General features: G+C 68.0%; 11 protein-coding genes. 4 read left to right on the top strand and 7 right to left on the bottom strand.

The features are described from left to right. The first annotated feature begins 19 nt into the window (after positions 1–19). Together OXG83_08460 and OXG83_08455 are read left to right on the top strand one after the other, a co-directional pair. On the top strand, positions 20–556 hold the full coding sequence (locus OXG83_08460) for a hypothetical protein (protein MCY3965056.1): 537 nt from the start codon (positions 20–22) through the stop codon (positions 554–556). Continuing rightward, positions 553–1,494, top strand: coding sequence for an outer membrane beta-barrel protein (locus tag OXG83_08455; GenBank protein MCY3965055.1), 942 nt, complete (start codon positions 553–555; stop codon positions 1,492–1,494). The genes OXG83_08460 and OXG83_08455 overlap by 4 nt, the downstream gene beginning before the upstream one ends. Here OXG83_08455 and OXG83_08450 read toward each other — a convergent pair. The 6 genes from OXG83_08450 to OXG83_08425 form a co-directional block, all read right to left on the bottom strand. Beyond that, positions 1,472–1,939 (bottom strand): hypothetical protein, encoded by a 468-nt coding sequence (locus OXG83_08450; GenBank protein MCY3965054.1) that lies wholly within the window; start codon positions 1,937–1,939, stop codon positions 1,472–1,474. The two genes, OXG83_08455 and OXG83_08450, sit on opposite strands and share 23 nt — an antisense overlap. Continuing rightward, complete coding sequence (locus OXG83_08445; GenBank protein ID MCY3965053.1) at positions 1,936–2,520, bottom strand: FMN-binding protein; 585 nt, start codon at positions 2,518–2,520, stop codon at positions 1,936–1,938. Before OXG83_08445 ends, OXG83_08450 begins: the two co-directional genes overlap by 4 nt. A 12-nt stretch (positions 2,521–2,532) precedes the next feature. Then, entirely contained in the window at positions 2,533–3,894 is a 1,362-nt protein-coding gene (locus OXG83_08440; protein MCY3965052.1) for a hypothetical protein, read from the bottom strand. 152 nt (positions 3,895–4,046) lie between these two features. Further along, positions 4,047–4,451, bottom strand: coding sequence for a hypothetical protein (locus tag OXG83_08435; GenBank protein ID MCY3965051.1), 405 nt, complete (start codon positions 4,449–4,451; stop codon positions 4,047–4,049). 114 nt (positions 4,452–4,565) lie between these two features. Beyond that, on the bottom strand, positions 4,566–5,471 hold the full coding sequence (locus OXG83_08430; GenBank protein ID MCY3965050.1) for a polyphosphate kinase 2 family protein: 906 nt from the start codon (positions 5,469–5,471) through the stop codon (positions 4,566–4,568). Positions 5,472–5,510: 39 nt separating this feature from the next. After that, a complete protein-coding gene (locus tag OXG83_08425) occupies positions 5,511–6,914 on the bottom strand; it encodes a sulfatase (GenBank protein MCY3965049.1) in 1,404 nt (467 codons plus the stop codon). 59 nt (positions 6,915–6,973) lie between these two features. Between OXG83_08425 and OXG83_08420 the strand changes: the two genes are divergently transcribed. Then, positions 6,974–8,452, top strand: a complete 1,479-nt coding sequence (locus OXG83_08420; protein ID MCY3965048.1) for a sulfatase — start codon at positions 6,974–6,976, stop codon at positions 8,450–8,452. Positions 8,453–8,567: 115 nt separating this feature from the next. Beyond that, positions 8,568–8,831, top strand: coding sequence for an ArsC family (seleno)protein (locus OXG83_08415; GenBank protein MCY3965047.1), 264 nt, complete (start codon positions 8,568–8,570; stop codon positions 8,829–8,831). 80 nt (positions 8,832–8,911) lie between these two features. On the opposite strand, the gene lon is transcribed toward OXG83_08415, so the two are convergent. After that, a complete protein-coding gene (gene lon / locus OXG83_08410; GenBank protein ID MCY3965046.1) occupies positions 8,912–11,530 on the bottom strand; it encodes an endopeptidase La in 2,619 nt (872 codons plus the stop codon). Positions 11,531–11,583: the final 53 nt, after the last annotated feature.

Here is an 11,583-nt window from a genome sequence, read left to right as displayed (position 1 = left end):
CCTGACCTGGAGACCATCGATGAAGAACTTCCTCCCCTTCGTTTTCGCTCTTGGAACGGCGCTGTGCTGGGGCCTCTACGGTCCGGTTCTGGGCCGGGCGCGCCTGGTGGACGAGACGATGTCGCCGTTCAAGCCCTATGTCGGCATCGGCATCGCCTATCTCGTCATCGCGATCGTCGGTGGCCTGATCGGCATGCGGGTGATGGGCGACAGCTTCGAACCGACCGGACCGTCGGGAATCTGGGGTCTCTACGCCGGTACCCTCGGCGCGCTGGGAGCGCTCTCGCTGACGCTCGCCATGTTCAGCGGCGGCGCGCGGATTCCCTACGCCGTCATGCCGGTCGTGTTCGGCGGCGCGGTCACGGTCACGGCGCTCTACACGCTGTACCGCGGCCGAGGCCAGCTCGAGGTGAGTCCCCTGCTCTGGGTCGGAATCGGCGGCATGCTGATCTCGGTCATCCTGATCACGATGAACACGCCGCATCCCGGGCCGCCGGGCGGCGGCCACGGCGAGCAGGCAGCAGTGAGCGAGGGGGAAGGCGAGACGCGACGATGAGACGAGGGCCGGAACGCGCATGGGCGTGGTTCGCGGCACTCGGAGTCGCGTGCACCTTTGCGGCAGGAGGCGTCGCGGCGGAGGAGCGGAAGGGCTTCTATCTGAGCAGCGGCATGGGAATCCACGCCGCGCCGGGGGTCTTTCTCGTCGGCCACAGCGACGATCGAGCGAGCCGCTGCGACGAGTTCATCAATCCGCGTTACGCCGAGGTGGAAGGCTGCACGACGCCCGATCGCGGCTCCGGCGCCGGTTGGCGGACGTCGTTCGACAGCGCCCGCGGTCTGTTCGCGGGCGCCGCGCTGGGCTACGACTTCGGCGGCCGGCTGCGCCTGGAAGCGGAGTACTTCCACCGCGATTCCAAGTACGACCAGTCGGCGCCGGTTGCCAGCGCCACCGGCGCCACGTTCGCCAAGCTGGGCGGCGAGATCCAGGTCGCGGAGGAACGGATCAACAGCGTCACGTCGGACAGCGTCTTCGCGAATCTCTACGTCGACTTCGGCGGTGATGGGCGCTGGAATCCCTACGTCGGCGTGGGCGTCGGACTCGGCGCGACCGAGATCGACTACGGCACCTTGTGGGCGCGGAACACGGATCCCGACTCGATCACGACCGCGGCCGGCTTGCCCAATGAGGAGGAAGTGCGCCGCAACCTGGCGGGAACGGTTACCAGCGAGACGACGACGCTCGACGACGAGCTCACCGGCTACCAGGTCATCGCGGGCCTGAACTACGCGCTCGGCGATCACGTCAGTCTCGACTTCGAGGCGCGCTGGACCGACTTCGACGGCTTCTACTCGCTCGACGGGGACGGCTGGCGCCGGCTTCGCAGCCACCCGTCCCAGCTCCGGCTCGACGGTAGCGAGCCCGTGTCCTACTGGATGGAGACCGACGACACGGATATCCGGGTTGTGAGCGTCAGCCTGCGCTACGACTTCTAGGAACTGGCGCAGGAGTACGGCCGAAGGCGGTCCCGAACGGCTTCACCATGTGGGCGCCGTAGCCAAGGAGGAACAGCCCCGACGCGACCAAGTGAACGGCGATCCAGGTCTGCCGCCAGAGCTCGCCGACGGCCGTCTGGATCAGGTAACCGGAGACGATCATTGGCGCACAGCCCAGCAGCAGGGCCAGGCCGCTCCGGCGGCGGTCGCGGACGCGGCGCCGGTAGTGCCGCCAGACGTGATCCCGCCAGATCAGGCCGAAGGCGAAGACGAGCAGGGGCGCCGTCCAGAGGTGCAGGTGCTGGACGTGTGGCTGCCACGGATGGCCGACGATCGCGAACTCGTCGGCCGGCGCGGTGAAGTAGCGCATCCACGCGTAGACGAGCCCCGTACCACCGACCAACAGAGTCGACGTGTGGACGGTCCAGGCGGTGAGGCGGTTCACGGCACGAGCACTGCGCCCTCGACCGTGGCCTCCCTCAACACTTGGTCGAGGGCCAGGATCCTGCGGACGGCCTCGGTTGTGGCGCGCGCGGTGAGCGTGGCGCCGGTCACCGCGTGAATCGACCGCTTGAGCCGCAGGCGGTCGTCGAGGCGTCGCTCGAGGAACTGCTCGTACCAGTTGCGGCGTGGGATGTACTCCTCGGGTTCGAGGAAGGACATGACTTCGAGCCGCACGACCCTGCCCTCGGCGTCGACGACCACCATCAGCGTTTCGGCGAGTGTGCGAACGCGGTGAATGTCGAAGTAGGCGGTGCCGGCCGGCTCGTTCTCGCAGTGCGCGGCGTACTGCACGACGAGTCGCGAGTCGACCTCGACTCCCGCCATTTCGGTTGCCCGGCGGCGCTGATCCGCCGTGAGATAGCGGGTCTGGCGGTCGACCTTGCAATCCGGGAAGGCGAGTTCGAGTGCTTCGCTTCGGGTCAGGAAGACCTTGGCGCCAGCCGGTTGCGGTGCGATCGACGCGGCCGCGAACAGCCCCGTCAGCGCCGCGCTCAGCGCGGCGGTGCGCCTGCCACCGGACACGCTCCCGACTCGCTAGAAGAGGTAGCCCATGGCCAGGTTCCACTCGTCGAACCCGGTGCCGCCTGGGTTGGTCCAGTCCTGATAGCCGATCTTGAAGACCAGCGGGTCAATGGGTTGAAAGGCGGCGCCCCAGGTCAGGATCTCGCGGTCGAAGATCGGGTTCTTCGCGAATCCCGCAGGTACCCGAACCTGGGTGTCGATCGACTCGACGCGAACGAAGGGCAACAGCGAAGCGCGTCCGCCGCGGTGTGCCAGAACGTCGTAGGCCACTTCGACGTAGTGACCCTCGAGTCGTTCTCCGATCGAGTCGCTGCCGGTGATGCCGAGGGCCGCGTTCAATCGCGCGACGTCACCGATGTCGGCCTGGGTCCACAGTCCGCGCAAGCGGAAACCGCGGTGGCTCCAGTCAACGTGGAAGTCGAGGATCTCGGTGCGGGCGTCGATCGTGCGACCTGTGGGTTCCAGCAACCCCTGACCAGAGTTTCCGACGTAGGCTGAAACGCCGACGATCAGGCCGGGGGTAGCCGTGTAGTCGAACCGCCCGGTCCAGGCGAAGTCTTCGGCCTGCGCCTGCGCGCCCTTTTGCCGTCCCCCGCGGAGACCGTTTGAACTGAAGCCGGAGCCCTTCAGGCCGTTGACCACGTAGCTCCGGTAGGAGAAGGGACCCACATCGCCGAAAATGCCGGCGCCGTTCTCGCGCCAGGTGCTTGGGATGAGCACCTGCTCGACGTAGGGGCGCTCCGCGCTCGGGAACAGGGTCGGCTCGTGCAGTTCGTTCAGCCAGCCCATCGGAAGGAGCAGGATTCCGGTGCGGAAGTTGAGCTGCGGCTTCCAGAGGTAGTCGACGTAGGCGAACTCGACCGAGGCGCTACCCGACTTGCTGGTCGAGGCGTGCTCGAACTCGATTTCGGAGTTGAAGACCCATCGGTCGTCGAACTTGTAGCCGACGTACACGATGGCCCGCAGGAAGTCGAACACGTCGCCGAAGCCGGTCGGCTCCCCGCGTTCGCGCTTGCTGGCGTAACTCTCGAAGACCATCTCTCCGTAGCCGCCGATCGACAGGCCCTGCTCGACCCGGTAGACCTTTGAAGCCGCGATGCCCAGGCCGTAGAGGCCTTCGGCGTCCTGCGCGCTCCCGGTGGCTGCTTCGCCCAGGGTGAGTTCCTCGATCTCCTCGGCCAGGATCTCGATCCGTCTTTCCAGCTCGGCGATGCGCTCGTCCCCTGTCTCGGCCGCCAGTTCCGTGATGGCCTGACGCAGCTCGGCGATCTCCCGTTCCAGAGCGTCGAGGCGGTCCTGCGTCGACTCCTGGCCGATTGCCGCAGTCGCGAGAGCCATCGCCAGAGCTGCAACGAGAGTGCACCGCGGTTTCATCGCCGGGGATAGTGGATCGGATTGGTCCTGTTTGTCAAGAGCCTGTCAGCCGGCGTCGCGGACACAGCGCAAACGAGGTCGGAGCCGTCTCCGGCCCTGACCCGGATCAGCTGAGCCGGCTGGATCAGCCGGCTTGCGCGACTGGGTTTCGGTTAGTCGACGGCGCGGGTCGCGGTCGCTTCCATGTCGCCGAAGTCGGTAGCGAACGTGCCGGTCAGCGAGTCGCCGTCGACCATGCCGGAGAAGACCAGGGTGAGGTCCTGCCCACCGGCGGGGACGACGACGGTGAAGCCCAGGGAGCCGTCCTCGCCGAACGTGACGTCGGTGGCTTCCACCGAGCCGTCCGGAGAGGCCATCGCCACCATCAGGCCGCTGGCGTCGCCGGTCACGTCGATGGTCGGTGTCTGGGTGCCGAGAGGCGTCTCGATCGACATGTTCCAGGATCCGACGGCGGCGGGCATGGCCGGCGCGCCGTAGGCGCTGCAGCCGAGGGCGAGCAGGGCGGCGGCGAGCGCGAGCAGGAGGTAGTTGCGGAGTTTCCCAGTTTCGGGGGTCATGGTGGCCTTTCCGGTCCCGTCGGGACCCGTGTCGTTCGGAGCGTGCAGAGAGCTTCCGGATTCAAAGCATGTGTAGGCGGCGGATGATAGCCGAGCGTGGTCTCACGCGAGGCGCTAGTCGTTCTCCAATTGGCGCCGCATCTCGTCGAACATGGCCAGATCGGCGAGCGAGGGTTCCGGGTTGTGGAGGTCGAGCCGGGCCAGGGCGTCGCGCACGATGTCCGCCACCACCCACCGCATGTACGGCTTGCTGTCGGCGGGAATTGCGTACCACGGCGCCCAGCTCTTGCTGGTCGCACGGATCGCTTCGCCGTAGGCGCTCATGTACTCGTTCCAGAACCCGCGTTCGCGGACATCGCTGATCGCGAACTTCCAGTGCTTGTCGGGGCGGTTGAGGCGCCGCAGGAAACGCGCCTTCTGCTCGTCGCGGGAGATGTTCAGGAAGAACTTCAGAATGACGGTGCCGTTGCGCGCGAGGTGGCGTTCGTGCTCGACGATCGACTCCATGCGCTGTTGCCACAGCCCGTTGGGGTCCAGGTGGGGCAGGTTCTGTTTCTGCAGCAGTTCGGGATGGACGCGGACAACCAGGACCTCTTCGTAGTAGCTGCGGTTGAAGACGCCGATCCGACCGCGTTCGGGCAGGCTGCGGGCGGTGCGCCACAGGAAGTCGTGATCGAGCTCTTCACTCGAAGGCTGCTTGAAGTTGAACACCTGGCACCCGGCCGGGTTGACGCCGGTGAGCAGGGCGTTGATCGTGCTGTCCTTGCCGGCGGCGTCCATCGCCTGAAAGAGGAGAAGCAGCGCGTGGCGGTTCTCGGCGTAGAGAAGCCGCTGCTGGCGGCTGATATCGCGCACGGCGCGCCGGCGCAACTTGCGCAGTTCGTTGTGGCGGGGTGCGTCCTGCGGCGGTTCCGTGGCCCAGCGCCGGGGATCGAAGCGCTTCACTCCCTCGGGTACGAGGTAGCGCTGGGCCGGCCTCGCCGCTTGGTCGAGAACGCCTTCGGGGCCTTCAGGGGGCATGAAGGGCCGATGATGCCACAGGGCTCCGGAAGCCCGGCGCTATCTGGCGTTCGTCTTGGGAAGGAACCCCGCGAGTTCTTCGACCACCGAGGCGTACTCCGCCAGCGGCGCCAGGTTGGTCCACTCGTGCGGGTCGGCGTCATGGTCGTAGAGTTCCCGGCCGCCGTCGTGGTACTCGATGTAGCGCCACCGGTCGGTGCGGACGGAGTGGTTCCGGTAGCCGTAGGTCGTCAGCACGGGTCGGGGCCAGTCCTGCCGGGGATTCTCGAGAAGGGGCGCCAGGCTCTGGCCGTCCAGTCCGCTGCGACCGGGGAGTCCGGAGAGCTCCACCAGGGTCGGGTAGAGATCGATCAGGCTCACCGGGCGCGGGCAGAGGGTGCCGCGCTCTACTCCGGCGGGAGCCGAGATGATCAGCGTTGTGCGGGTGGCCACCTCCCAGAGCGCGTGCTTGCGCCAGTGCTGCTTCTGGCCGAGGTGCCAGCCGTGGTCGCCCCAGAGCACGACGATCGTGTTGCCGGCGTGCTCGCTCTCGTCCAGGGCGTCCAGCAGCCGACCGACGTGCGTGTCGACGAAGGTGATCGTGGCCAGATAGCTCTGCACCGCCCGGTGCCACTGGTCGTGCTTCAGCACCATCGCGTGGTCCTCGCCGTGGGTGCTGTGGTTGCGGGAGTTCGAGACCGCGTACACCTCCGCGGCGAGTTTCTTTCCGAACGCGGGGAGGTCGTCCCGGTCGTCGTCCAGCGTTTCCGGCAACTCGATGCCTTCGAGCGGGTGCATGTCGAAGTACTTCCTCGGCACGTACCAGGGCAGGTGGGGCTTGGTGAAGCCGCAGGCCAGGAAGAAGGGCCTGTCGTGCTGCTGCCGCAGCTCGCCGATCGCCCAGTCGACGACCTGGACGTCGAACATCTCGGAGTCGTCCACGTCGAGCGGTCCCCAGGGCGCCCACGCGGACTCCGGCACGCCTTCCTGTCTCTCGCCGATGTGCCGAAGGCCCGTCGGCCGCGGCGGCGTGTAGTAGTCGTCCCAGGATGCCGGATCACCGGCGCTCCTTCCGTGGAAGATCTTGCCGCCGCCCTGCGCCGAGTAGCCGTGCGCCTTCAGGTGCTGCATCAGGGTTACCGCGTCGGGAAGCTTCTCGCGGAACCGCTCGCCGTTGCCGTAGACGCCGGAGTTCGACGGCAGCACGCCCGACAGCAGACTGACGCGAGAGGGATTGCAGAGGGGCGCGGGGGTGTAGGCCCTCGTGAACGAGACGCCCCGGCGGGCCAGCCGGTCGATGTTCGGCGTACTGGCCTGCGGGTGACCGCCGAGGTGGCCAACCCAGTCGTTCAGGTCGTCGACGGCGATGAAGAGGATGTTGGGAGGCCGGTCCTGCGCTAGCGCCGGCGTCGCGACGAGCACCGACAGGGCGATGAGCGGTGCAGCGAATGGGAACCTGAGCATGCTGCCTCCCGGGGTTCGAGGACCGCCCTACTATAGGGCTGGCTCGCTAGAGTCGTCGTGTGAAGCAGACCCGCCGTACCTTCCTGGCTTCCTCCGCCGCGATGCTGAGCGCGGCGGCGCTGCCCGCCGGGCGACCTCAGGTGGGCGGAGCGCCCAACATCCTGCTCTGCATCTCGGACGACCAGTCCTGGCTCCACACCGGAGCTGGAGGCGATCCCGTGGTCTCGACCCCGGGCTTCGACCGGGTCGCAGGTGAAGGGGTTCTCTTCCCGCACGCCTTCTGCGACGCACCGACCTGCGGGCCTTCGCGGAGCGCGCTGGTAACTGGTCAGCCGATCTGGCGCCTCGAGGAGGCCGGGAACATCCACAGCACCCTGCCGGCGAAGTTCGCCACCTACACGGAGATGCTGGAGCAGGTCGGCTACGCCATCGGCCACACCCTGAAGGGCTGGGGACCGGGACGGCTGGAACCGGGCGGTAGGACGCGGAACCCCGCCGGGGACCGGTTCGGGAGTTTCGAGGAGTTCCTCGATTCGCGGGACGAGGGCCGGCCGTTCTGCTTCTGGCTGGGCAGCTACGACCCGCACCGGCCCTACACGGCGGGATCGGGGCAGGAGTCGGGCAAGGATCCGGCGAAGGTCGATGTTCCTCCGCACCTGCCCGATCATCCGATCGTTCGTGACGACATCCTCGACTACTACGTGGAGGTGGAGCGGTTCGATACAAGAGTGGAAGCCGCACTCGAGCTCCTTGAACAGGCGGGCGAGCTTGAGAACACCCTGGTCGTCGTGACCAGCGATCACGGCATGCCGTTTCCGCGCGCCAAGGCCAGCCTGTACGACTACGGCTCCCGGGTCCCGTTCGCCGTGCGCTGGGGGGATCGCATTCCCGGGGGACGGGTCGTGGACGATTTCATCAGCCTGAGCGACCTGGCGCCCACCTTCCTCGAGGCCGCCGGCCTCGAGGCGCCGGCCGAGATGACGGCGAGCAGCCTTCTGCCGCTCCTTGAGTCTTCGGCGAGCGGCCGCGTGGAGCCGGGGCGCGACGCCGCCTTCATTGCGATGGAACGGCACGATGGCTGCCGCCGTGGCGGCAAGGGCTATCCCTGCCGGGCGATCCGCACCAACAGCCACCTGTACATCCGCAACTTCGAGCCCACCCGGTGGCCGTCCGGTTCGCCGAACGCGAAGGACTGCGCCCGGGGCATCCCCTATGGCGAGATCGATTCCTCGCCGACGAAGACCCTGATGATGGACTCGCGGGGCGAGCCCGGGATCGACCATCTGGCCGAGCTGTCCTTCGGTACTCGGCCGGAGCACGAGCTCTACGACCTGGCGAGCGATCCGGGGCAGTTGAACAACCAGGCGGGCGAGCCCGCCGCGCAGCAGCTTGTCGGACAGTTGCGCGATCGGCTCATGGATCACCTGGCCGAGACCGGCGATCCGCGGGCCCTGGGCCTCCCCGCGCCCTGGGACTACTACCCCTACTATGGCCGGCGGGTGAACGAGGACTGGGAAGTCGACGAGCCGCCGGCATGAGCGTCCCGGCGCGCTAGAGTTGCTCACCCCCCCTTCAAGGAGAAAACGCATGGGCAAAGTTGACTGGTACTACCACCGCAACGGGTGAACGAGCTGCAAGAGAGCGTCCAAGTTGATGGACGCACGCGGCGCGGAGATCGCTGACAGGACGCCGGCGAGTCGCAAGCTGGGCCGGGAGGACGCGGAGGCGCTGCTCGCCGATGCGGAGACCCTCTACGTCGCCAAGGGGCGAAAGCAGACGGAACTGCACGCGTCGGAACCGGGTGCGGCCGATCTGATGCTTGGACCGACGGGCAACCTGCGTGCGCCGGTGGTCCGGGTGGGCCGCACCCTCATCGTGGGCTACCACGAGGAGGCGCTGAGCAGGGCCTTGGGCTGAGCGCCCAAGGCTGACGACTCGGGCTCGCCGCTTCGCGGCATCGCCTGCATCGCGGGCCAGAAGGCCCGCGCACCCAGTGATTAGTTGTAGGAGAGGCGCCGGACCTGTTCCGGGTCGTCACCCTCGAAGAGGAGCCGGCCGTCGACGAAGCGGGCGTCGGGCAGCGCCACCGCCAGCACTTCGCCCAACTCCTCGACGGCGTACACGGTCAGCAATTCCCTCACGTCGTCGGGCAGATCCTCCAGATCGGCCTCGTTCTGCTTCGGCAGCACGATGTCCCGGATACCGGCGCGAACGGCGCCCAGCACCTTCTCCTTGACTCCGCCGATCGGCAGGACGCGGCCGGACAGCGTGATCTCCCCGGTCATCGCAAGACCTGCCTTCGCCGGCCGGCCGGAGAGCGCGGAGACCAGGGCTGCCGCCATCGTCACGCCCGCGGACGGGCCGTCCTTGGGGATGGCGCCGGCGGGGACGTGGATGTGCACGTCCGTTTCGAAGGCAGCGGCCGGGATCTGGAGCGCCGCGGCGCGCGACTTCGCGTAGGTCCAGGCGGCGCTCGCCGATTCCTTCATCACGTCGCCGAGCTGGCCCGTGAGTTCCAGCCGGCCCTTGCCCTTCGTCGTCTCGACCTCGACGAACATGATGTCGCCGCCCATGGGCGTGTAGTACATGCCGGTAGCGACTCCGACGGCGTCGCGTTGCAGCGCGCGTTCGGGCCGCACCCGCGGGCGGCCCAGGAACTCCCGGACTTCGCTGGCGCCGACCCGGGTGGTCGCGTCGCCCTCTCGAGGCTCGGCGTCCTCGGGCGTCGACGCGAGCCGGCGGGCCACCTTGCGCACCATGCGGCCGAGCTCCCGTTCGAGTTGCCGGACGCCGGCTTCGTGGGTGTAGTGCGAGATCACCTCGCGGAGGGCGTCGTCGCCGACCTCGATCTCCTCCGGCAGCAGGCCGCCGGAACGAACGGCCCGCGGCAGCAGGAACTGCCGGGCGATGTTCTCCTTCTCGTGCTCCGTGTAGCCCGAGAACTCGACCGTCTCCATCCGGTCGCGCAGCGGCGCCGGGATGTTCTGGATGAAGTTCGCGGTCGCGATGAACAGCACCTGGCTGAGGTCGTAGGGGACCCCCAGGTAGTGGTCGATGAAGGCGCCATTCTGTGCCGGGTCCAGGACCTCGAGCAGCGCGGCGGACGGATCGCCCTGGAGCGAAGCGCCCAGCTTGTCGACTTCGTCGAGCAGGAACACGGGGTTCTTGACGCCGGCCTGCTTCATGCCGTGCAGGATGCGCCCCGGCATCGCCCCGACGTAGGTGCGCCTGTGTCCGCGGATGTCCGCCTCGTCCCGGGCGCCGCCCAGGGAGACCCTCACGTACTCGCGGCCCATGGCCCGGGCGATCGACTTGGCGATCGAGGTCTTGCCGACGCCGGGAGGCCCCACGAACAGGAGGATCGGGCTGCGCTCTGCTTGCTCATCGGTCCGGGCTTCGCCGTCGGTCTCGCCCTCGCCGGCGTCCTCGGGACGGGCCGTGGCGGTCTCGTCCGCGGGTTCCGCGTCGCGCTCGCGCCTGCGCGTCTGGCGGTCGTGCATGACCCGCACGGCGAGGAACTCCAGGATCCGGTCCTTCGTGTCCTCGAGGCCGTAGTGGTCCTCTTCCAGGATGCGCGCCGCGTCCGCCAGGTCCAGCCGCTCATCGCTGAGTTCGCTCCACGGCAACTCGCAAACCGTGTCGACGTAGGTGCGGATGACCTGGGACTCCATCGATTCGCGGCCCATCCGCTCGAGTCGCTTCAGTTCGCGGTCGACTTCCTTCCTCGCGGCGGGCGGCAGCTCCAGCCCGGCGACCCTCTCCTTCAGTTCTTCCAGATCGTCCGCGCCGTCGTCGTCGCCGAGTTCCTTGCGGATGGCCTTCAACTGCTCGCGCAGGTACATCTCGCGCTGGCGGTCGCCGATTTCCTCCTCGACCTGGGTGTTGATGTCCTGCTGGGCGTCGAGCACCTTGATCCGCCGTTGGACCAGCATCAGGACCCGCCGCATCCGTTCTTCGACCGCGAGCGTCTCGAGCAGCGACTGATGGTCGCCGGCCGGGAGTTCGAGGTGGCCGGCCACGAGGTCGGCAAGGCGGCCGGGATCGGTGACGCCGCGCAAAGTCTTCGTGAGCACGTCGCTCGGGATGCCGGCCCGTTCACCGAGCTCGGCGGCCCGGTTGCGTAGTTCCTCGTCGAGCGCGATGAAGGCCAGGTCCTCCGGATCCACCGGCATCAACTCCTCGGCCGGCGACACGGTAGCGACCAGATGTTCCTCCATGCTGTCGATGCGCAGCGCGATGCCTCGATGGAGACCAAGGACCAGGGCCTGGGTGCCGCCCAGCCCCTGCTGGAGCTGGACCACCCTTGCCATCACACCGATCGTGTGCAGCCCGAGCGGGTCCGTCTCGTCGCTCTTCTCGCGTTGCAGGAGAGCGAAGAACCTGCGGTCCGGGCTCTCCGCGGCTGCCTGGATCGCACTCAGCGTGTCGGCCCGGCCGACGGACATCGGTACCGTGACGCCCGGGTAGATCACCATGTCCCGGAGGACGACGACGGGCAGTTCGGGCTTGGGATCCGTGGTACGCGGCGAAAGAAGCGCCTCGGATGCGGTGGGCTCGGCCGTCAGGGCCTTGGGGTCGGGCTCTCGGGCCTCGGTCCGGTCTTCGTGTTCGCTCATGTGGTGGTCGCCTCGCTGTCCGGTTCGCTGGTCGGTCGTGTCTTCGACGGAAC

This window comes from Acidobacteriota bacterium, from assembly GCA_026707545.1.
Classification (GTDB): domain Bacteria; phylum Acidobacteriota; class Thermoanaerobaculia; order Multivoradales; family Multivoraceae; genus Multivorans.
Note: the sequence above shows the minus strand (reverse complement) of the source record. Positions and strands in the feature narration are given on the sequence as shown.

Bases quoted from the DNA above. Each gene is read 5' to 3' on its own strand.
- OXG83_08460 (MCY3965056.1), top strand. From the start codon at position 20: ATGAAGAACTTCCTCCCCTTCGTTTTCGCTCTTGGAACGGCGCTGTGC.
- OXG83_08455 (MCY3965055.1), top strand. From the start codon at position 553: ATGAGACGAGGGCCGGAACGCGCATGGGCGTGGTTCGCGGCACTCGGA.
- OXG83_08440 (MCY3965052.1), bottom strand. From the start codon at position 3,894: ATGAAACCGCGGTGCACTCTCGTTGCAGCTCTGGCGATGGCTCTCGCG.
- OXG83_08435 (MCY3965051.1), bottom strand. From the start codon at position 4,451: ATGACCCCCGAAACTGGGAAACTCCGCAACTACCTCCTGCTCGCGCTC.
- OXG83_08430 (MCY3965050.1), bottom strand. From the start codon at position 5,471: ATGCCCCCTGAAGGCCCCGAAGGCGTTCTCGACCAAGCGGCGAGGCCG.
- OXG83_08425 (MCY3965049.1), bottom strand. From the start codon at position 6,914: ATGCTCAGGTTCCCATTCGCTGCACCGCTCATCGCCCTGTCGGTGCTC.
- OXG83_08415 (MCY3965047.1), top strand. From the start codon at position 8,568: ATGGACGCACGCGGCGCGGAGATCGCTGACAGGACGCCGGCGAGTCGC.
- lon (MCY3965046.1), bottom strand. From the start codon at position 11,530: ATGAGCGAACACGAAGACCGGACCGAGGCCCGAGAGCCCGACCCCAAG.